The organism is Streptacidiphilus neutrinimicus (genome assembly GCF_000787815.1).
GTDB lineage: Bacteria > Actinomycetota > Actinomycetes > Streptomycetales > Streptomycetaceae > Streptacidiphilus > Streptacidiphilus neutrinimicus.
Genome location: NZ_BBPO01000003.1, coordinates 36,399 through 56,149, shown reverse-complemented (window position 1 = coordinate 56,149; position 19,751 = coordinate 36,399). Strand labels below are relative to the sequence as shown.

At 72.7% G+C, this 19,751-nt stretch carries 19 protein-coding genes and 1 pseudogene; 12 read left to right on the top strand and 8 right to left on the bottom strand.

Going from position 1 to position 19,751, the window contains the following annotated elements; all coding sequences use genetic code 11:
- Positions 1–19: 19 nt before the first annotated feature.
- A complete protein-coding gene (locus TR48_RS03255; RefSeq protein ID WP_042364306.1) occupies positions 20–934 on the bottom strand; it encodes an oxidoreductase in 915 nt (304 codons plus the stop codon).
- A gap of 271 nt (positions 935–1,205) precedes the next feature.
- On the opposite strand from TR48_RS03255, the gene TR48_RS03250 reads away from it, so the two are divergent.
- Positions 1,206–2,189, top strand: coding sequence for a 5'-3' exonuclease (locus TR48_RS03250; RefSeq protein WP_084728733.1), 984 nt, complete (start codon positions 1,206–1,208; stop codon positions 2,187–2,189).
- Between the two features lie 100 nt (positions 2,190–2,289).
- Positions 2,290–3,006, top strand: coding sequence for a nitroreductase (locus TR48_RS03245; protein ID WP_084728732.1), 717 nt, complete (start codon positions 2,290–2,292; stop codon positions 3,004–3,006).
- Positions 3,007–3,027: 21 nt separating this feature from the next.
- Here TR48_RS03245 and TR48_RS03240 read toward each other — a convergent pair.
- Positions 3,028–3,297 (bottom strand): annotated as a pseudogene (locus TR48_RS03240) (hypothetical protein); the annotation flags it as partial.
- A 29-nt stretch (positions 3,298–3,326) separates the two neighbouring features.
- On the bottom strand, positions 3,327–4,316 hold the full coding sequence (locus TR48_RS03235) for an extracellular catalytic domain type 2 short-chain-length polyhydroxyalkanoate depolymerase (RefSeq protein WP_042364303.1): 990 nt from the start codon (positions 4,314–4,316) through the stop codon (positions 3,327–3,329).
- A 223-nt stretch (positions 4,317–4,539) separates the two neighbouring features.
- Between TR48_RS03235 and TR48_RS03230 the strand changes: the two genes are divergently transcribed.
- The 4 genes from TR48_RS03230 (at position 4,540) to TR48_RS03215 (ending at position 10,471) form a co-directional block, all read left to right on the top strand.
- Positions 4,540–5,250 (top strand): TetR/AcrR family transcriptional regulator, encoded by a 711-nt coding sequence (locus tag TR48_RS03230; RefSeq protein ID WP_063770894.1) that lies wholly within the window; start codon positions 4,540–4,542, stop codon positions 5,248–5,250.
- Positions 5,247–6,398 (top strand): acyl-CoA dehydrogenase family protein, encoded by a 1,152-nt coding sequence (locus TR48_RS03225; protein ID WP_042364302.1) that lies wholly within the window; start codon positions 5,247–5,249, stop codon positions 6,396–6,398. The genes TR48_RS03230 and TR48_RS03225 overlap by 4 nt, the downstream gene beginning before the upstream one ends.
- Before the next feature lie 94 nt (positions 6,399–6,492).
- On the top strand, positions 6,493–8,682 hold the full coding sequence (locus tag TR48_RS03220) for a hypothetical protein (protein ID WP_042364301.1): 2,190 nt from the start codon (positions 6,493–6,495) through the stop codon (positions 8,680–8,682).
- Positions 8,683–8,818: 136 nt separating this feature from the next.
- On the top strand, positions 8,819–10,471 hold the full coding sequence (locus tag TR48_RS03215; RefSeq protein ID WP_042364300.1) for an ABC transporter substrate-binding protein: 1,653 nt from the start codon (positions 8,819–8,821) through the stop codon (positions 10,469–10,471).
- Between the two features lie 37 nt (positions 10,472–10,508).
- On the opposite strand, the gene TR48_RS03210 is transcribed toward TR48_RS03215, so the two are convergent.
- Positions 10,509–11,048 carry a hypothetical protein gene (locus TR48_RS03210; RefSeq protein WP_042364299.1) on the bottom strand — a complete coding sequence of 180 codons (540 nt, stop codon included), beginning with the start codon at positions 11,046–11,048 and terminating at the stop codon, positions 10,509–10,511.
- A gap of 386 nt (positions 11,049–11,434) precedes the next feature.
- On the opposite strand from TR48_RS03210, the gene TR48_RS42920 reads away from it, so the two are divergent.
- The 4 genes from TR48_RS42920 (at position 11,435) to TR48_RS03190 (ending at position 14,341) form a co-directional block, all read left to right on the top strand.
- A complete protein-coding gene (locus tag TR48_RS42920) occupies positions 11,435–11,665 on the top strand; it encodes a hypothetical protein (RefSeq protein ID WP_161789768.1) in 231 nt (76 codons plus the stop codon).
- A gap of 29 nt (positions 11,666–11,694) precedes the next feature.
- Positions 11,695–12,819: a UbiA family prenyltransferase gene (locus TR48_RS03200; protein ID WP_042364297.1), complete on the top strand. Its 1,125-nt coding sequence runs from the start codon at positions 11,695–11,697 to the stop codon at positions 12,817–12,819.
- Between the two features lie 314 nt (positions 12,820–13,133).
- A complete protein-coding gene (locus tag TR48_RS03195) occupies positions 13,134–13,481 on the top strand; it encodes an antibiotic biosynthesis monooxygenase family protein (protein ID WP_042364296.1) in 348 nt (115 codons plus the stop codon).
- 53 nt (positions 13,482–13,534) lie between these two features.
- Entirely contained in the window at positions 13,535–14,341 is an 807-nt protein-coding gene (locus TR48_RS03190; RefSeq protein WP_042364295.1) for an alpha/beta fold hydrolase, read from the top strand.
- A 2-nt stretch (positions 14,342–14,343) separates the two neighbouring features.
- Here TR48_RS03190 and TR48_RS03185 read toward each other — a convergent pair whose 3' ends face one another.
- The 4 genes from TR48_RS03185 to TR48_RS03170 form a co-directional block, all read right to left on the bottom strand.
- Positions 14,344–14,745, bottom strand: coding sequence for a DUF6221 family protein (locus tag TR48_RS03185; protein WP_042364294.1), 402 nt, complete (start codon positions 14,743–14,745; stop codon positions 14,344–14,346).
- Between the two features lie 159 nt (positions 14,746–14,904).
- Entirely contained in the window at positions 14,905–15,591 is a 687-nt protein-coding gene (locus TR48_RS03180; protein WP_236651988.1) for a vitamin K epoxide reductase family protein, read from the bottom strand.
- A complete protein-coding gene (locus TR48_RS03175) occupies positions 15,591–16,451 on the bottom strand; it encodes a DsbA family protein (protein WP_042364293.1) in 861 nt (286 codons plus the stop codon). The genes TR48_RS03180 and TR48_RS03175 overlap by 1 nt, the downstream gene beginning before the upstream one ends.
- Before the next feature lie 128 nt (positions 16,452–16,579).
- Entirely contained in the window at positions 16,580–17,251 is a 672-nt protein-coding gene (locus TR48_RS03170; protein WP_152627771.1) for a hypothetical protein, read from the bottom strand.
- Positions 17,252–17,452: 201 nt separating this feature from the next.
- Here TR48_RS03170 and TR48_RS03165 point away from each other — a divergent pair, with 201 nt between their 5' ends.
- Both TR48_RS03165 and TR48_RS03155 read left to right on the top strand, forming a co-directional pair.
- A complete protein-coding gene (locus tag TR48_RS03165) occupies positions 17,453–18,169 on the top strand; it encodes a hypothetical protein (RefSeq protein ID WP_152627770.1) in 717 nt (238 codons plus the stop codon).
- A 550-nt stretch (positions 18,170–18,719) separates the two neighbouring features.
- The coding region (locus TR48_RS03155) for an alkaline phosphatase family protein (RefSeq protein ID WP_042364290.1) at positions 18,720–19,751 on the top strand (1,032 nt) is incomplete at its 3' end.

Below are 19,751 nucleotides of genomic sequence, written 5' to 3'. Positions count from 1 at the left end.
GCCCTCCACCCGAGGCGGGTCAGACCGGTAAGGCGACCCCGGTGAGCTCCTGCGACACCGCCCACAGCCGCCGCTGTGCGGCGGTGTCGTAGGAGGCGGGGGTGGAGCGCACCAGCTTCGGCGCGCCGCGCATCTGCTGGAAGCCGCTCGGGCCGTAGTACTGCCCGCCCTGCGCCTGCGGGTCCGTCGCGGCGCGCAGGGGCGGCAGCGCGCCCTGCTCGGCGGGCTGTGCGAGGAACGGCTCAACCAGGACCCGGTTGGCGGGCTGCATCCACACGGGCAGATGGCGGGTCAGCTCGGTGCTGGAGTAGCCGGGGTGCGCGGCGACGGCGACGGTCCGTGCGCCCGCGGCGTCGAGGCGGCGCTGCAGCTCGTAGGCGAAGAGCAGGTTGGCCAGCTTGGACCGGCCGTAGGCGGTGATGCGGTTGTAGCCGCGCTCGGACTGCAGGTCGTCGAAGTTCACCCCGCCGCGCGCGAACTGGTGCGCGAGGCTCGCCACGACGACGACGCGCGAGCCGGGCACCTCCAGCAGCCGGTCCAGCACCAGGCCGGTAAAGGCGAAGTGGCCCAGGTGGTTGGTGCCGAGCTGGAGCTCGAAGCCGTCGGCGGTCCTGCCGTAGGGCGGGAACATCACCCCGGCGTTGTCGACGAGCAGGTCGATCCGGTCGAAGCGCTCGCGCAGCTCGGCGGCCGCGTCACGGACGGAGGCCAGAGAGGCCAGGTCGAGTGCGAGCAGCTGCGCCTTGCCGCCGCCCTGCGCGCCGACGACCTCGGCCGCGGCGGCGGCGCGCTTCGGGTCGCGGCAGGCGAGCACGACCGTGGCGCCACGGGCCGCCAGCACCTTGGCCGTCTCCAGCCCCAGGCCGCTGTTGGCACCGGTGACGACGGCCACCCTGCCGGTCTGGTCGGGGACGTCGGCTGCGTTCCAGGCCATCGCGGGCCCTCCGGATTCGGGATGCGACAAAGTGAACACTGTTTACACTGCGATGCGCCCGATAGTGCTCCGGCCTCCGCACGGTGTCAAGCGGGCGAGCTCAGCGACAGCCGCGCGGCGGCTCGACGACTCGACGACTCGACGGCTCAGCGGCTCTGCGGCGGCCAGCGGCGGCTCGGCGGCGGCTCGGCGGCGGCGCGACGGTCGCCCATCAGCGGCTCAGGCCGCGTCCGACACGGTCCTGTCGGTGGGGTGCGGCAAGATGAAGCCCATGAGCCGAACCGCGCCCGGCGCCACCACCGCCCCCACGCTGATGCTGCTGGACTCCGCGAGCCTCTACTACCGCGCCTACTTCGGCGTGCCGGACTCGGTCCAGTCACCGCAGGGCGAGCCGGTCAACGCGGTGCGCGGTCTGCTCGACTTCATCGCCCGGCTGGTCGCCGACCACGCCCCCGACCAGCTCGTGGCCTGCATGGACGCCGACTGGCGCCCCCAGTGGCGGGTCGACCTCATCCCCAGCTACAAGACCCACCGCGTCGCCGAGGACCCGGCCCTCGCGGAGGCCGGCGAGGAGGAGACGCCCGACAGCCTCTCGCCGCAGATCCCCGTCATCTCCGCCGTCCTGGACGCCCTCGGCATCGCCCGGGTCGGCGTCCCCGGCTACGAGGCCGACGACGTCATCGGCTCCTTCGCCGCACACGCCACCGGCCCCGTCGACGTCGTCACCGGCGACCGGGACCTCTTCCAGCTCGTCGACGACGCCCGCCAGGTGCGCGTCCTGTATCCGCTCAAGGGCGTCGGCACCCTGCAACTGACCGACGACACCCTGCTGATGGAGAAGTACGCGGTCAACGGCGCGCAGTACGCCGATCTCGCCGCGCTGCGCGGCGACCCGAGCGACGGCCTCCCCGGCGTCCCCGGCGTCGGCGAGAAGACGGCCGCCAAGCTGCTCGCCGAGTTCGGCGACCTCGCCGGCATCCAGGCCGCCGCCGTCGACCCGGCCGCCAAGCTCACCCCCACGCAGCGCAAGCGCATCGTCGACGCCACCGCCTACCTCGCCGTCGCCCCCCAGGTCGTCCGGGTCGCCACCGACCTCCCCCTCCCGGACGTCGACCCGGCCCTCCCCGCCGAGCCGCTCGATCCGATGGCCCTGGAGTCCCTCGCCTCCCGCTGGGGCCTCGGCAGCTCGCTCCAACGCCTCGTCGACACCCTCGCCGCTCGTGCGGGCCGGTCCCGATCGAGCGTGCAGCCGTAGGCCGTTGCGGTCGGAGCCGTCCTTCACGGGTCCCGGTACAGTCCCGGTGCGACCGGACGTCCCGAGGCCGGGGCTCGCACCGAGACCACGTGGAGAAGACATGAGCCACCCCTCCGCCGACGCGTCGATGTCGGAGGCGTCCACGACCGAGGCGTTCGCGATTCTGTCCCGTCTGCTCGACGACCGCTGGACCTGTCGGAAGTTCCTCGCCGAGGAGGTCCCGCAGGAGCGGATCGAACGCCTGCTGACCTTGGCCCAGCGCACCCCCTCGTGGTGCAACACGCAGCCCTGGCAGGTCGTCGTCACCAGCGGCCGGAGCACGGAGCGGTTCCGAGCGGCCCTGAGCGAGCACGTCCTGTCCCAACAGCCCGCCGCGGACTTCGCCTTCCCGGCGCAGTACGCGGGCGTCTACCGCGACCGCCGCCGCGCGTGCGGTTTCCAGCTCTACGACAGCGTCGGGATCACCAAGGAGGACGCCGAGGGACGCGTGCAGCAGATGCTGCGCAACTTCACGTTCTTCGACGCCCCCCACGTCGCCGTCGTCACCACCGAGGCCGACCTCGGCGTCTACGGCGCGGTCGACTGCGGCCTCTACGTCAACACCTTCCTCCTCGGCGCCCAGAGCCTCGGCCTGGCCGCCGCCCCGCAGGCCGCGCTCGCGTCCTACTCCCCCTTCATCCGCGAGCACTTCGGTATCCCGGACAACCGCCGCGTCGTCCTGGGCATCTCCTTCGGCTACGCCGACCCCACCGCCCCCGTCAACTCCTTCCGCACCTCCCGCGCCGACCTCGACGACGTCGTCACCTGGAGTCGCTAGCGGTGGCGCCCCGCGGCGGGTTCACAGGCCGATGGACGCCGTCACCGGGAGGTGGTCGCTGCCGTCGGCCGGGAGGACCCGGGAGCTGTACGGTGTCACGCCGCGGACCAGGATCTGGTCGATCCGGACCATGGGGAGGGCCGCGGGCCAGGTGAAGCCGAAGCCGGCGCCGGCGGTGGACTGGACCGAGCGCAGGTGGGAGGTGAGGCCGGCGAGGGCGCGATCGTCGGTGGAGCGTTGATACGGGTCACCGTTCAACTGCCCGCGGCCGACCGCGCGCCGCCGGTCCGCACCCCTCCGACAGGTGACGACGGCGCGCCTCAGCCGCCGAGGGCGTGGACCATCGCAACGACGGCGCGCATCTGCGGGGCGGACTTGACCGCGTAGTCCGAGCCGTCGTAGCCGAACCAGTCCCAGCAGCCCTGCGGGTTGACGGGCAGGAGGCTCGAGATCGCCTGCGGGTAGAGGATCACCAGGTCGTTGGTGTCGGCGTAGGTGTCCAGGTTCCCGCGGTCGGCGAAGGCCGTGCCGAGCAGTTGCTGCGCGGAGAGGCAGCCGTGCAGCGCGACGACCAGACGGCACGGCGCGCCGGAGGCGCACGGGGGCGGGACGTAGAGCTGGCCGGTCGTGTCCATGGACAGGAAGGGACCGTAGCCGCCGGGTACGTAGGCGTTCTGGTCGAAGTGCACGAGCGTCCCGCGCGGGGCGCCGGTGTTGGGCGGGTTCACCTGGCCGAGCCAGGCGGTGAGCATCTCGCCCTCCGGGTCGTCGCCGCAGTCGTTGAGGAACGGCGGAGAGGTCAGCGGGCAGGGCACGACGCCGTCGGGGGTGGGCCAGGAGTGGCCGGCCGGGTCCCAGTCGTGGGTGGTCGTCACCGCACCGAAGTGCCGGTAGAAGTCGACGCCCGCCGCGGAGACCAGCGGGTTGACGATCGGGTCCAGGACGCCGTGGTAGGTGTAGACGGGCAGCCCGTCGAGGTTGGCGAGCGGATCGATCAGGCCCTGCGACGCCCACGTCTCGGCCTGCTGTTCGAGCGTGCCGACGCCGAGTCCGAGGTCGCAGGTGGCGAACCGGATGACGTTGCCCTGGCCGCAGTCGTAGGGACCGGCGGCGATCACGCCGACGCCGCGGAAGGTGCCCGAGTAGGCGACCTGGAGCTGCGTGGCCATGAAGCCGCCGGAGGAGACGCCGGTGGCGTAGTCGGCGGTGATGTTCAGTCGCGGCAACGGCGGCGCCTCGGCCCGCGCGGGCGCGGCCAGGCCGAGCGTGGCGAGGGCCGCCGCCGCGAGGACGGCGGCCGCCCCCCGCATGCCTCTCCCCAAGGAGCGGAAGCGGGGGTGGCGCGCGGGGCGGAGCAAGGGGCGGAGCGAGGGGCGGAGCAGAGAGCGGAGCTTCCTTGGCACGCGGACTCCTTCGTCGCGGTTCCCGTGGACGCGTTCCAACCAATCGATTGATTGGTTCTGCTGTTCGCCCGTTACCATCCGACTTCCGCGCTACCGTGTCAACCGATCGATCGGTGGGAACGGAGACGACGTGGACTCTCCCGGCTGGGAGTACCGGCGCGTGGTCGCGGTGGCGGCCGTGCTGCCGGCCGGCGTCACGCCGCCGGGCACCAAGGGACGCGTCCTCCGGGCCGGCCTGGAGCTCTTCGCCAAGGCCGGCTTCGCCGGCACCTCGATCCGGCAGATCGCGTGCGTCGTGGGCATCAACTCGGCCACCCTGTACGCGCACTACCCCTCCAAGGAGCACGTGCTGGCCGAGCTGGTCCGGATCGGGCACCAGGAGCTGCACGACCGCCTGACCGAGGCCGTCGTCCGGACCGGGGACGAGGACGCCGCCGCCGGCCTGACTGCACTGGTGCGCGCCCACGTGCTGCTGCACACCGACTTCCCGCTGCTGGCCGTAGTCACCAACAGCGAGCTGCACGCGCTCTCGCCCGAACTGGCCGCACCGTCACTCCAGTTGCGCGCCGACTGTCGTCGCCTGCTGCTGGACGTCCTCGAGCGCGGGTCTCGGCGAGGCGAGTTCGCGGTCGAGGACCTCCCGCTGGCCGCCACCGCGATCAGCGCCCTCGGCGTGCAGGTCGCGCACTGGTTCGGCCCGGACCAGAGCTACGGGCGCGAACAGGTCGCCGACCAGTACGCGCGCTTCGCGCTGCGTATCGCCGGGGCCCGCACCGACCCGGCGTCCCACCACCCTGTCCGTCCCCGCCGAACGACAGACGACCGCCCGGAGAGAGCATGAAGCGCATCCTGTTCGACGACGAGCACCAGGCCTACCGCGAGAGCGTGCGCGCCTTCCTGGACAAGGAGGTCGTGCCGCGTTACGCCGAGTGGGACCGGGCCGGCATCGTGCCGCGCGAACTGTTCACCGGCCTCGGCGCCCTGGGCGCGTTCGGGATCGCGGTGCCCGAGCGGTTCGGCGGGGCGGGCGTCGCCGACTTCCGCTACAACGTGGTGCTGCAGGAGGAGGCCGCCCGGCTCGGGGTCTCCCCCGCGATCCTCGGTCCGGCGCTGCACGCCGACGTCTGCATGCCCTACTTCCTGGACCTCACCACCGAGGAGCAGAAGGCCCGTTGGCTGCCGGGCATCGCCGCCGGCGAGCTCGTCACCGCCGTCGCCATGACCGAGCCAGGCACCGGGTCGGACCTCGCGGGCATCCGCACCAAGGCGGTCCGCGACGGCGACCACTACGTGATCGACGGCGCGAAGACGTTCATCACCAACGGCGTCAACGCCGACCTCGTCGTCGTCGCCGTCCGCACCGGCGAGCACCCGCACCGGGGCCTCAGCCTGATCGTCGTCGAGCGCGGCGCCCCCGGCTTCGAGCGCGGCCGGAAACTGGAGAAGGTCGGCCTGCACGCCCAGGACACCGCGGAGCTGGTCTTCACCGGCGCCCGCGTGCCCGTGGCCAACCTGATCGGCCGCGAGGGCGAGGGCTTCTTCGGTCTCACCCGCAACCTGCCGCAGGAGCGGATCTCCGTGGCCGTCTCCGGCCTGGCCCAGGCGACCGCGGCGTTCGAGTGGACGGTTGCCTACGTCCGCGAGCGCAAGGCCTTCGGCAAGCCGATCGGCGCCCAGCAGGTGGTCAAGCACCGCCTGGCGGAGATCGCCACCGAGATCGAGATCGCCCAGCACTACCTCGACCGCTGCGTCCTCGCGCTCGGCGACGGTGAGCTGACCGTCGTGGACGCGGCCAAGGCCAAGTGGTGGTGCACCGAGCTGCAGGGGCGGGTCGTCGACGCGTGCGTCCAACTCCACGGTGGCTACGGCTACATGCTCGAGTATCCGATCGCCCGGGCCTGGCAGGACAGCCGGGTCACCCGGATCTACGCCGGCACCACGGAGATCATGAAGGAGATCATCGGCCGCTCCCTCGATCTTGGCCAATGACCTGTCAGATGCCTTTGGCCCGTGCTAACTTCGCGCGCGATGCACCGCTGAGATCGCAGCGTCGGCCGATCTGCCGACGAGGGGGAGAGCCAGGGTGAGCGTCACCGCGCAGCGCGCTGCGGAGGAGTTCCTCAACCGGACGATGTGGCAGCGGGAGGGGCGACAACGGCCGGATCCGTTCGTCGCCCTGCTCGCCCCGCGCGGCTCCGGCAAGACCGCCGTGTTACGGACGCTCTCGCGGGAGTGCGGCGGCAGCGTCGTGCACAGCATCCTCGACTGCGCCACGCTGCCGAAGGGCGACGACGTCATTCCGGTGGCGGCCAACAGGATCGCCTTCGACATGACCCGCGCCTGGCAGCACCTGAAGCAGCCACCGAGCTTCCACCGCTTTCGACTCGCCTATCTCGCACGCGACTTGCCGGCGCTGCCCGCGGACCGCACGCGGGCCCTGGCGGAGATGAGCACCCGGATCCAGGAGTACGCGGACAGCACCCGGGCCGGGCGGGCCGCCGCCCGCACCGCCCAGACCGCCCAGCAGGGGCTGGACGTCGCGGCCGACCTCACCTCGTCCACGCTGCCCGGGCTCGCCAAGGTCGTGCCGCCCGCCCGCGACACCGCCAAGGCCCTCACCAGGCTGCTCTCCCAGAAGGCGTCACTCCTCGGGGTGCGCAAGGGGATCGGCTACCACGGCCGCACCCGCTCGGCGGAGTCCGCCGACCCGATCGACGCGCTGATCGCGCTCAGCCAGGCAAGGCCCAAGGACGCCGCGGCGGAGCTGATGGACGCGCTGCTCGCCGATCTGGAGGCCAACGCGGGCAAGGGCACCATCCCGGTCAGCTGCCACTGCCGCATCCCGGCCGAGCCGTCCGAACGGCACGGACGGATCCGGCACGAGCACGCCTGGGTCCTGCTCGTCGACAACGCCCAGACCGAGTCCGGCCGCGCCTTCCTCGCGGCGCTCGGCGCCGCCCGGCAGCGGCGCGCCCAGGCCTCCTCCGCCTCCACAGCAGACAACGCGACCACCCCTGCGGGCCACGACCCGCTGCTGGTGGTCGCCGCCTTCAACCAGTGGCAGGACGAGTGGCGGCACCACTGGCTCGAGCCGTGGACCGCGGCCTCCCCCGGCGCCCACCGCGCCGCAATCCCGACCTTCTCCGAGGTCAGCCGCTCCCACTGGGAATCCCCTGCCGCGAGCGGCGCCGGTGACGGACGCCGCTCCGGACCGGGCTCCGGCGTCGGCGCCTGGCTGCCGGTGTGGCTCGACGGCGCGCACCACGCCGGAGCGCCGGGAGCTCAGCGGGCCGGCCGGGCCGGCGGCACCGCGGAGGAGGCGGCCGACCTTCTGTGCGCGGGCCACCAGCGCGGACAGGACGCCTTCGAGAACGCGCTGGCCCAGGACGCCGAGCTGCACGCTGCAGCGCACTCCCGCCCGCTCAGCTCACGCCCTTTCGGGGCGCTGATGCTGCGGAACACCGACCACGAGGGCGCCGTCGCGCCGCTGTGGCGGCACGGGCTGGCGCACCTCTCCGGCGAGATCGACGTCCCGGACCGGCACTGGGTCAACCTGCCGGACACAGTGGCCGCCGCGGTCTACCTGACGGACCCGCGCGCGGTGGAGGACACCCGGCTGCCGGCCGAGGTCCCCGGCCTGAACGGCACCCTGCAGTCGCTGCGGAAGCACCTATGGATCAGCGCGGTCACGCCGACGGCGACGGAGTCGCGCACGCGCCACGTCCGGCGTCCCGTCCTCCATCCGTGGCTGCGCGCGTGCCTGCTGACCGGGCTCGCCGCCGCCGACAGCCCGCCAGGCCCGAACCCTCCGGGCGCCGCCACTTGGCCGTCCGCCCCGAACGACACCTGGCGGCGCGCGTTCCAGCGGCTGCGACCACAGGACCCGACCCCCGACAGACAGCTCTTTCACGACCTGGCGCTGCATCAGTTCGACGCGGTGGCGCGCGTCATGGCCGCCACCTTCGACCAGGACCGGCACTCCGCCTGGGTCGAGCGGCTGTGGTACGTCACCTCGGCGCCCACGGCGCTGCCGCTCCACGAGACGCTGCGGTCGTCCTACGAACGGCTGGTGGACCAACCGCGCTGGCGCAGCGACGTCGAGGCGCCGACGGCGAAGCTGGTGCTGCTGCTCTGGCTCTACAACGACCCGCTGACCGAGGCCGACGGCTACTGGGACGAGCAGATCGCCCAGGCCTTCCGCGGTCTCGCCGGCCGGTCGACCCAGTCCGACGTGGACGCGCTGCTGCAGGCGGCCGCCCGGTTCTCGCACTGACCGGTCCTGGCCCGGTCCTGGCCCGGTCCCCGCTTGGCCCTCGCTCGGTCCCCGCTTGGCCCTCGCTCGGTCCCTTTCCGGTCACCCCGGTCGACGCCTGTGCGCGGCCGAACCTCCCGTCGTTACGGAGCCCCTCATGCCTCCCGTGCAGCCCCGCTTACCGATCATCTGGAAGCACCCCGTCCTGTCCGCCGTCGTCGCGCTGCTGGCGACGGCCGCCCTGGTCTTCGCCGGGCTGCGGATCGCCGACGCCGTGGACTCGGCCCCGATCGCCTGCGGCCGCGGCATGGAGCTGGTGAACTCGCCGCTCTCGTGCGTCGGCGTCGACCTGGACGGCGGCCCGTTCGCGAAGCAGGAGCCCGCGCGGCTGCAGGCCCTGCGGGCCCAGGTGAACCAGGCCGACGCGCAGGTGACCGGCTCGTCGTACGTGACCGTGGTGCTGCTGCTCGACTTCTCGCCGGTGGCGGGGGTCGACACCGTCACCTACGACGCCCTCTACCCCGTCGTCGAGGGGGCGCTCACCGCGGCGTGGCGGGCGAACCACACCGCCGCCTTCGGCAGCCGCGACCTCCCCGTCAAGCTCGTCCTGGGCAACATGGGCAGCCAGTACGGCTCCTGGCCGAGCGCGGTGCGGCTGATCGCCGCCAACGCCAAGGCCCAGCACATCACCGCGGTCACCGGTCTCGGGCAGAGCACCGACGAGACGCGGGCCGCCGCCGCCTGGCTCTCCGACAACGCGCACCTGCCCGTCATCGGGGCGACGGTCACCGGCGACGACATGAACACCCAGCCGCAGGACATGGGGGGCGGCCCGACCCGCGACTTCTTCCGGGTGTCCACCACCAACTCCGAGTCGGTGAAGGCGGCGGCCGCCTTCGTGGCCGGGATGCGCCCCTCGCCCGCCTCGATCGCGATCGTCGAGGACAACGCCTCGCAGGACGACTACGTCTCCACTCTGGTGACGGCCGCCGGGAGGGACCTTCCGGCCCCGGGCCGGACCCTCACGAAGCTGCCCTTCACCTCGCCGCCCCCGACCGACCGGAACCTCTCATCGGGGGTGAGCCGACACGACTACCTCGTCCAGCAGTTCACGCTCATGCACGCCAACCTGTGCCAGGCCGCGCCCTCGCTCGTCTACTTCGCGGGCCGCGGGGACGACCTCGACGCCTTCGTGGAGACCTGGGTGCAGCAGGGGACGTGCGGCCTGAGGAACCTGGCCGTCATCTCCGGCGACGACGCCGCGACGGAGATCGGCGACCCGACGGTCGACCAGGCGATCGCCGCCCAGAAGATCTCCCTCTTCTACACGGCCCTGTCGAGCCCCGACGAGTGGCAGCAGATCGGCTGCTCTGCGGCCGCCACGCAGAACTTCGACCAGTTCCGGGCGGCCTTCACCGGGCAGCCCGACGGCTGCACGCATCAGCGGCTCGCCCCGGACGACCACGCGACGCCGCTCGCCTTCGACGCGAACGACCTGAGCAGCGGTCACGCCATGCTGACCCACGACGCCGTGGCCGCGGCCGTGTCGGCGGCGCGCAACGACGCGATGCTGCTGACCGATCCGGAGTCCCAGGTCGGCGTCCTGGACCAGATGAACTGCACGCACATGATCCCCGGCGCCAGCGGGTGGATCGCCCTCGGCCCCGGCGGCAACCCCCTCGACCGGCCGGTGCCGGTCGTCCGCGTGAACGGGGACGGCACCACGTCGACCGTCCAGCTCACCTGGCCGGGCGGAGTTCCACTGCTGCAGAGCCCCCAGCCCGGCCAGACGAGGGCCCCCGGCTGCTGACGCGGCCGACCGGTGGAACCGGGTTCAGACCTCGGGTTCAGCCGAGACCGAGGCTCTGCAGGGCCGTGGTCCAGTCCGTGGCGATGGCGTCCTGCGCAGCCGCGAGGCTGACGGTCCCGTGGCAGACCGCCGTCTTGAGCCTGGTCTCCACCGAGTCCTTGCTGAAGGACGTCTCGCTGGTGCCTCCGGTGGCGTAGCGCGGCTCGGGCCAGAGGTTGTTCGGGTCGCGCGGGTCGCCGCCGAGCTCCAGCGGGATGAAGTGGTCCTCCTCGTAGTCGGCCATGCTGGTGTCGCTGTAGCCGTACTCGGCGATCTGCTGCTTCTTCAGCGCGTTGGTGTACGAGGTCGACGGACGGATGGTCGCCGTCCAGCCGGAGACGCAGATGGTGGAGCCGATGGTGGCCTGCGTGACGTCCGGGTTGGTCGCGCCCGGCGTGCAGCTCGGGTCCGGCAGCGGCAGGTACGCCTGGGAGCAGGTGGCCGCGGCGTGGGCGGAGCCGGTTCCGAAGACGAACCCGCCCGCGGTGAGGGCGAGTGCGGCGGAGGATATGAGCAGGCGGCGGATGGCGGCGGGCATGGGGGACTCCGTTTCCCTGTGGGATGGCTGTGATGGTGGCGAGTTGCGTACATGACACCACCAGCCCGTGGGGACTAGAAGGCGGCCCTGCGAAACTCCTGATGTCCAGTCAGTAACCGCCCAGTCAACGCGCGGAGACTCCAGGCGGGAGAAGGCCGCCATCCACCCGAGCCCGCAGCGGGGCGCCCGTCGACCGGCGTGGTCCTGCCCACCGTCGTCGCAGGCCGCCCGACCCGCCGCGTCGACGCGCTCGGCTGAGCGGGCGTGCCGGGCCTGCCCCGGCTGCCCGTGCTGCCGTGCCGCTCCGAAAAGGTGAGTACCCGTACTCATGCGCCATCTGGAGGATCCACGCCATGCTGCCCGGGATATCGACACGGGAGGCGCTGATGCACGATCACCTACCCCCACCGGGCAGCCAAGACCCACGGCCCGTCTCCGGCTGGCACACCGACCCGGGCAAGCCCGTCCGGAACTCCTCCCCGCGCTCGGGCTGGGAGGTCTTCGGGATCGTGATGGGGGTGCTCCTCACGGTGGCGTTGGTCGTCGGCGGTCTGGCCGTGGTCGGCTGGATCGTGCTGGTCTACGTCGGCATGCACCAGTGGGCGGCGAACAAATGAGGGCCCGGCGGGATCTGACGCGCCCGGCGTTGACGCGCGCCGACCTGACGGCCCGGCTGCGGCTGCTGTTCGCCCTGAGCCGTCCGCCCGTCTTCGTCCTCCTCGCCGTCTACGCCGCGCTCGGCCTGACCGCGACCGGGCACGGCGAGGACCGGCTGCTGCTCGGCCGGGTCCTGGTGCCGGTCGCGGCGTTCCTGCTCTTCTCGGTGGCGGTCAACGACCTGGCCGACGAGCGCATCGACCGGGTGAACCTGGCCGGCGACCCGAGCCGCCCACTGGCCGACGGCCTCGTCCGCAGCGAGCGACCCGGAGCAGGCATCGGCGACGGGCGGGGCCTGCGGCGGGAGTTGACGGCGGTGGCCGTTGTCGCGAGCGTCATGGCCCTCGGGTCGGCGGCGTCGCTCGGGTGGGGGCCCGGCCTCGCGGTGGCGGCCGGGCTCGCGGTCAGCGCCGCGTACTCGCTGCCGCCGGTCCGGCTCTCCGCGCGCGGCGCGGTCGCCGCCCTGGTGCTGCCGGCCTGCTACGTCGCGGTGCCCTACCTCGTCGGACGGCTGGCCGCGCACCCGACGGCCCACTTCGGCGACGGCCTGCTCCTCGCCGGCCTCTACGTCGGCTTCGTCGGCCGGATCCTGCTGAAGGACTTCCGCGACGTGCGCGGCGACGCGCTCTTCGGCAAGCGCACCTTCCTGGTGCGGCACGGACGCGTCTGGACCTGCCGGTTCAGCGCGGCCTGCTGGACGGCGGGCGCCGCTCTGCTGCTCGCGGGCGCACCGCACCGCACCGGCACGCTGGTCGCCGTGACGTCAACCCTTCTGGCGGTGACGCTGTGGCTGCTGCACGGGATCGCGCGCAACGACCACCCGCGTCGGGAAGCGCTGCGCATCAGCGCCGCCGCGATCGTGGGACGCGGACTGCTGCTGGTCCTGCTCGCCCACGAGTCGCTGCCCGCCGTGCACTGGCCCGCCTGGGCGCAGAGCGGCCTGTTGCAGGCGCTCACGGTGCTGACGCTCGTTCAGGCGGGGACGATGCTGCGGCACGGCCCGCGCGGCCGTCTCGCGCTGCGCGTGCCGACGGCGGAGGAGGCCCCGCTCAGCCCCACCCCGGAACCGGCGGCTGCGGCCACGGCGGCAGCCTCGGTGGCGGCCCGTCCGTGACCAGGTCGGCGACGGCCTCACCGCCTTCGCGGCCCTCGCCACGGCCGCGCGGTCGACCGAGCCAGCAGCGCGGCGTGGTCCTGAGGAAGACCAGTTGCCACGGCTCAGGACTCTAGCGGCCCGGCTCGGGGCCGCAGCGGCCTCCGCCGCGAAGGCGTGACGCGCGTCACGCGCGTCACGCGCGACGGGAACCGGCCCGGCTTCTCGTACGTCCAACAGGCGGGACGTCCGCCCGGCCTGACAAGGCCTGGGGTGACGCCCCGCCAGGCGTCGGCCTCGGCGGTTCGGCCGGACCGGCCTGGCAAGATGGGGCCATGAGCATCGTCAAGATCAACGCGCTCACCGTCCCGACGGAGATGCGCGCCACCCTGGAGCAGCGATTCGCGTCCCGCGCGGGCGCGGTGGAGAGCTCCGACGGCTTCGAGTGGTTCGAGCTGCTGCGCCCCGTCGAGGGCACCGACCAGTACCTGGTGTACACGCGTTGGCGGAGCGAGGAGGACTACCAGAACTGGATGTCCGGTCCGATGCAGGCCGCGCACGCCGGGGGCGGTCAGGGCGGCCGTCCGCAGGGCGAGGGCGGCGGCGCGCCGAGGCCCGCCGCGACCGGCTCCACCCTCTGGTCCTTCGAGGTCGTCCAGCAGGCCGCCCCGAAGACCGTCTGAGCCCGAGCCCGAGCCCGCCCCGCGTCCGACCCGAGCCCGGAGAGCCCCCACCCATGCCGCACGCGACCGCGCCCGACGGGACCCGCATCGCCTACCAGGTCCACGGCGACGGCGCGGAGCAGGCGGGCGAGCGCGTCCCGCTCGTCCTGCTCTCCGGCCAGTCGAACAGCCACCACTGGTGGGACAGCGTCCGCGCGGACTTCGACGCCGCGCGGACGACCGTCACGCTCGACTACCGCGGCACCGGGGACAGCGACAAGCCCGACGTGCCCTACAGCACGCCGGGCTTCGCCGAGGACGTCGTGGCCGTCCTGGACGCGCTCGGGATCGACCGCGCGGACGTCTACGGCACCTCGATGGGCGGCCGGGTCGCCCAGTGGCTCGCGGCGCGGCACCCGGAGCGGGTGCGCCGACTCGTGCTGGGCTGCACCTCGCCGGGCGGCCTGCACGGCTTCGAGCGAGACCGGTCCGTCAGCACGGCGCTCGCCTCGCGCGACCACCGCGCGGCCCGCGCCGCCTTGCTCGACCTGATGTACACGCCCGCCTGGCTCGCCACCCACCCCGGCCCCTACGGCACGACGGGCGATTCTCGGATGCCCGCGTACGCCCGCGGCCGCCACCTCACCGCGAGCCGCCGCCACGACGCCTGGGACGTACTGCCGGACATCACCGCGCCCACGCTCGTCGTCCACGGCACGGCGGACGCCTTCAATCCGACCGCCAACGCCCCGCTCCTCGCGGAGCGCATCCCGAACGCCCGGATGCACCTGATCCCCGACGCGCGCCACGCGTACTTCGAGGAGTTCCACGAGGTCGCCGGCCCGCTCGTGCTGAACTTCCTGGACGCACCCACCGGCTGAGCTCAGGCAGTCGGCGCGTCCGCCCCGGGCCAACCCCACGCCCGCGCCAACCCGAGCACCGTCGGACACGGCCACCCGAGCCGCCCGCCCGCGCCCGGCTCCGCGCAGACGGCACAGCGGCCGTCGACGTCCGCGTGGTCCGCGAGGATCGCGCGCTCCGCCTCCACCCGCCGTAGCGCCGCCTCCGGCATGTGCAACCGGATGTGCGCCTCGGCGGCCCGCGTCTCCGGCGTGGTCACCTCCTGCCCGGCCAACAGGAACTCCACCGGATGCGTGGGCCACAGCAGCAACGCCGGCTCACTCGCCGCCCGCGCCCGCTCCACCGCCTCCGCGTGCGCCTGCCGCAGAAACCCGACCCCGGGATGCTCCCCCACATCTCCCCCCAGGACCTCGCCCTGCACCATCCCTCAGCCGCCTTCCACCCGTCGGATCACCCACCTATCGATCATGAGTCCCCCGTCCTCAGGCTCCAACTCGTCACTCCACCGGCTGCCTCCGCTTCCGGTGACCGCCTTCCTGGTCCGCCGAAGAAGAGGACCGGGAAGGCGGGCGCAGAACTGCTGTCAGAGCAGGGTGTGCCAGTAGTACCAGAAGCGGTCCAGGACCAGCAGGGCGATGGTGAGGTAGCCCGCGAAGGGGAGCAGCCAGTACCAGCCGGAAAGGGCGGTGACGCGGTCGCGGCCGCCGGGTGGGAGGGGGATGGTGCCGGTGCGGAGGTTGTGGACGGTGGTGTACCAGAAGAGCAGGATCATCGTCGTCCAGACGACCATGCAGTACGGGCAGACCGCGCCGATGGAGTAGAGCGTCTGGTCGATCAGCCAGCCGATGAAGCAGATCCCGAAGACGGTGCCCGCCTGCAGGCCGAGCCAGAACCAGCGGGGCAAGCGGACGCCGGTCAGCGCCACCACGCCGATCGTGACCACGACCGAGAAGGCGCCCAGTCCGATCAGGGAGTTGGGGAAGCCGAAGGCCGAGGCCTGGGCGGTGCGCATGACGGAGCCGCAGCTGATGATCGGGTTGATGTTGCAGCTGGGGTTGTAGTGCGGGTTCTCCAGCAGCTTGATCTTCTCGACGGTCAGCACCGTCGCCGCCGCCAGGGCGATCGCTCCGGCGATGACCAGCAGCAGCGCGTAGCCGCGCGAGGCGGCGACGCGGGTCGCCGCCCAGCCCTGGGCCGACTCCGGCTCCGGCTCCACGGCCGCCTGTGCGTCCGGCGGGATCATCGGGTCCAACACCCCCTTGTCGGCCATCACTTCGCCCCGGTGGTCTGCTGGATCAGCGCGGTGTAGGCGTTCGGGCTGATCGGGCTGCCCTGGCTGTCGAAGACGTTGATCTGCTTGCCGTCGAGCTTCAGCGTCGGCGTGCCCTGGACGCCGCTGGCGTTGAACGCGTCGGAGACCTTCTGCGCCCAAGGGGCGTAGACGCGGTCCTGCACGTCCTTGGTGAACTGCGGGGTGACCAGGCCCGGCACCTTCTTCGCCAGGTCCAGCAGGGTGTTCAGGTTGCCGAAGCCGTCCGTGGTCTCCTCCGGCTGGTTGGCGTAGAGGACGTCGTGGAACGCCTTGAACTTGGCCACACCGCCGTCGTTCAGGGCGGCGCCCGCGACCTGGAGCGCGTCCATCGAGCCGGTGCCGCGGAGGTTGTCGTCCAGGAACGTCGCCATGTGGTACTGGATCTTGTACGTGCCGTTGTCGGCGAGCTGCTGGATGGTCGGACCGTCGGTCTTCTCCAGCTTGTCGCAGATCGGGCAGCGGAAGTCCTCGTAGACGTCCAGGGTGTGCTTGGCGCTCGGGTTGCCGTAGACGATCACGGTGTCGTCGCTGCCGGAGACGTGCGCGGGCACGACGAGCTTCTGCCCGGCAGCGGCGGCGTTGCCGCCGGAGGCCCCGCTCTTGCCGGAGGACGAGCCGCCGAGGTTGCTCACGACGACCGCACCGACCGCGATCACGGCGATCGCCGCCGCGACGCCCGCGCCGATGCCCACGCGACGCAGCCGCTGGCGGCGCTCCTCCTCGGCCGCACGGGCGGAGCGCATCCGCTCACGGGCGTCGGCCTGGTTCCTGCTCGCGTTCTGGTTCTGGTTCCTGGTGTTGTTCTTGCTGGTGCTCATGGCCGTCCTCACACGGGTCGTGCTGCAGGGAGAAGAGAGGTGAGGGAACGGGCCCGGAGGGGCGGACAGCACGGCATGGCCGCGTCGAGCGGCCGGGAGCTCTCAGGCTCGGTGGGGTGTGCTGCGGCTCAGCGGGCCCAGGCCAGGGACGGCGGGCCGCGACGCGGAGCCGTCCGGGGCAGCGACTCCTGCGGGCCGAGCACCTTGGGCCGGCGACTGACCGCCGGTGGGCACGGGGGCGCGGCCGGCGCGAACAGCGGAGCGGCGAGGCGGAGCAGGAGCGCGCGGACGCGCGGGCGGATCGTGAGCGCGACGGTGGCGAGCAGGCCGAACAGCGCGGCCTCGCCGCGTCGCAGCCACCAGGCGGCGGCGAGCGCGAGCAGCAGGTGCAGGGCCAGCAGCAGCAGCGCCTGCCCGCCGGTGAGCGCGATCAACGCGCGTGGCGCCTGCTCGGTGATGCCGAGCAGGCCGGGACGGATGTTGCCGCCGCCACAGGCGATCACGCCCCACCCCGGCAGCCCCGGCGCCGCGCCGGGGCCGGGCGGACAGCTCTGCTGTCCCGCGTTGAACAGGGCATTCATCGCGACCTGCAGGGGGACGAGCGTCAGGGCGATCGCCCAGTAGCGCCGCTCGCCCCTGAAGACGACCAGCGCGGCGAGCAGACACCCGCCGAAGGCCAGCAGCGCGACGTCCACGGGCACCGGCTCACCGGTCACCACGAGCCGCGCCCCGATCGGAAGCATGACGGACAGCGCGGCGAACACCGCCGCGCGCAGGAGCCTCAGCCCTTGACCGTCCATCCTTCGGAGTATCGCAAACCTTCCAGGGAAGGGACAGCGAGCCTCCCCTCCGGCTCCGCAGGAACTTCCTGAGAATCCGGGCCGCGCCGCAAAGGCGGGGGCCCGCACCGCGCGGTCCGGCGCCCGGTGCGACCGCCGGCGGAGGGAGTGGGTGCGGGCCGGGCCTGGTAACCTGCCCGGATTCTTCGACCGGGAGGCGGGATGGCCGCAGGCACGGGAGCCAGAGGGATCACGGCCGGAACTGCCGTGCTGGCGCTGGGGGCGCTCGGCGCGCTCGCCGGATGCGGTGGCGGGCCCACCGGGCCGGTGGCGGTGGCGAAGTCGCGGGCCACCCCGCCGCTCTCCGCCGCGTCCCTGCGCGGCGGACTGCTGCCCGGGAAACTCCCGCACGGCTGGACCGTCCAGCAGGCGGCCGTGAACCCCGCGCCCGGCAGCCCTGCCGGGGTGACGCCGCCGCCGGGCTGCCAAGTGCTGCTCGGGGAGGACGTCGTCGACGACAGCGCGACCGCCGCGGGCGCCTCCGCCTCGGCTCGGGTCGCGCAGAGCCGCGGCGCGAGCGCCACCGAGACGCTCTACGCCTTCGCCGGCCATGACGCCGTCTCGGCCGTCTCCACGATCCGCGCGCTCGCCCGCCGCTGTGCGAGGCAGGCGTCCGCGGACGGGACCACGACGCTGTTCTCCGTCACGAGCGGCCCCTCCCTCGGCGACGACAGCCTGGTCGTGCACGCGCGCCAGACGTACAAGGCCGAGCCGGGCGTGGAACGGTTCGCGGACGCGAGCGTCGTGCGAGTGGGGCACTTCCTGGTCGTGCTGTCCACGTTTCCGGTGTCGCGCCCGGACAGCGCCGCCGTCGCGTCGCTGATGCCCCTGGCCGTCGCACAGTTCGAGCGGGGGGCGCACCTCACGCCGTCCCCGTGAGACGGCGGGTCCCAACCTGCCGAACCCCGAGACGCCGAACCCGGAGACGCCTTCCTCGTCCGTCGCACAACGACGGTGAAGCACGTGACCCGTCGGTGCGCGACGGGCCGTCAGGTGTCGTGGGGGGACGACATGGCAGGTGGATTCCGGGCGTGGTGGAACGGGCAGCCGAGCGACGCGCCCAGGCGGGCGCGGGTGGAGCACCTCGCGGAGCCCCTGAGCGCCTCGACCCGCGAAGAGCGCAGCACGGTCGGCTATCTGACGGCGACTGAGCTGGGGTTCGTCCTCGCCTGTCGGTGCCGTCTGCGCGCCGAGACGGCCCCGCCCGCATGGGCGGGCTCCCTGCATCCGGGCCCGCGCGCGGCGCTGCTCCAGGGGCTGCGATACCTCGGAGCACGGAGGCAGGACCGGACCTGAACATCACCGTTCGATAACGAGTCTGGTCCAACCGTTCGCTTTGTTTCACCCCCCTGCCACTTTGTTACCCGCCAGTCGTCATCCGACTGCCGGACAGTCCCCTCGTCGAACCTTCTCGCCCCGGAGGACTCACGTGGCGCCCGTCACTCGCCGTACCTTCCTCGGCTCCGCCGCCGCCCTCGGCGCGGCGCTGGGCCTGGACTCGCTGCCCGGCACCGCGACCAACGCGGCCGCAGCCACCACAGGCACCATCACCGACGTCAAGCACGTCGTCGTGCTCATGCAGGAGAACCGCAGCTTCGACCACTACTTCGGCGCGCTCAAGGGTGTCCGCGGGTTCGGCGACCGCGCGACGATCCAGCTGCCCGGCGGCTACAACGTCTTCGACCAGCCGAACGGCAGCGGTCGCCAGTACCCGTGGCAGCTCAGCGCCACCAGCACCTGGTGGTGGGGCAGCAGCGGCGAGACGCTGGCCCAGTGCGACGGCTCGCTCGACCACTCCTGGTCGACGCAGCACTCCGCCTGGAACAACGGCAAGATGGACAACTGGGTCTCCGCCAAGAACTCCGTGCGGACCCTGGGCTTCATGAACCGCTCGGACATCCCGTTCCACTACGCGCTGGCCGACGCCTACACCATCTGCGACGCGTACCACTGCTCGATCCTGTCGGCCACCGGCCCCAACCGCACCTACCTCTGGTCGGGTTGGATCGACCCCTCCGGCACCGCGGGCGGCGCCGCCTACGACGGCGGCTCCGAGTCCGGCCTCAAGTGGCAGACCTACGCCGAGGCGCTGCAGAACGCCGGCGTGAGCTGGAAGGTCTACCAGAACGCCAGCGACAACTTCGGCGACAACGCGCTGGCCTACTTCAACCAGTTCACCAGCGCGCCGAGTTCGAGCCCGCTGGCGCAGAACGGCATGGGGTCGGTGCCGTCGACCGGCTCGACGCCGGACGACATCGCCAACGCGATCAAGTCCGACTCGCTCAACAACACGCTCCCGCAGGTCAGCTGGGTGGTCTCGAACCAACTCTTCTCCGAGCACCCCGACGGGCCGCCGGAGAACGGCGCGCACTTCGTCAACCTGGTCATCCAGGCCCTCGCCGCGAACCCGGACGTGTTCAACTCCACCGTCCTGTTCCTCAACTACGACGAGAACGACGGC

Coding starts and splice junctions, on each gene's coding strand:
- TR48_RS03255 (WP_042364306.1), bottom strand. CDS start 934: ATGGCCTGGAACGCAGCCGACGTCCCCGACCAGACCGGCAGGGTGGCC.
- TR48_RS03250 (WP_084728733.1), top strand. CDS start 1,206: ATGAGCCGAACCGCGCCCGGCGCCACCACCGCCCCCACGCTGATGCTG.
- TR48_RS03245 (WP_084728732.1), top strand. CDS start 2,290: ATGAGCCACCCCTCCGCCGACGCGTCGATGTCGGAGGCGTCCACGACC.
- TR48_RS03235 (WP_042364303.1), bottom strand. CDS start 4,316: ATGCGGGGGGCGGCCGCCGTCCTCGCGGCGGCGGCCCTCGCCACGCTC.
- TR48_RS03225 (WP_042364302.1), top strand. CDS start 5,247: ATGAAGCGCATCCTGTTCGACGACGAGCACCAGGCCTACCGCGAGAGC.
- TR48_RS03215 (WP_042364300.1), top strand. CDS start 8,819: ATGCCTCCCGTGCAGCCCCGCTTACCGATCATCTGGAAGCACCCCGTC.
- TR48_RS03210 (WP_042364299.1), bottom strand. CDS start 11,048: ATGCCCGCCGCCATCCGCCGCCTGCTCATATCCTCCGCCGCACTCGCC.
- TR48_RS42920 (WP_161789768.1), top strand. CDS start 11,435: ATGCACGATCACCTACCCCCACCGGGCAGCCAAGACCCACGGCCCGTC.
- TR48_RS03195 (WP_042364296.1), top strand. CDS start 13,134: ATGAGCATCGTCAAGATCAACGCGCTCACCGTCCCGACGGAGATGCGC.
- TR48_RS03190 (WP_042364295.1), top strand. CDS start 13,535: ATGCCGCACGCGACCGCGCCCGACGGGACCCGCATCGCCTACCAGGTC.
- TR48_RS03185 (WP_042364294.1), bottom strand. CDS start 14,745: ATGGTGCAGGGCGAGGTCCTGGGGGGAGATGTGGGGGAGCATCCCGGG.
- TR48_RS03180 (WP_236651988.1), bottom strand. CDS start 15,591: ATGGCCGACAAGGGGGTGTTGGACCCGATGATCCCGCCGGACGCACAG.
- TR48_RS03175 (WP_042364293.1), bottom strand. CDS start 16,451: ATGAGCACCAGCAAGAACAACACCAGGAACCAGAACCAGAACGCGAGC.
- TR48_RS03170 (WP_152627771.1), bottom strand. CDS start 17,251: ATGGACGGTCAAGGGCTGAGGCTCCTGCGCGCGGCGGTGTTCGCCGCG.
- TR48_RS03165 (WP_152627770.1), top strand. CDS start 17,453: ATGGCCGCAGGCACGGGAGCCAGAGGGATCACGGCCGGAACTGCCGTG.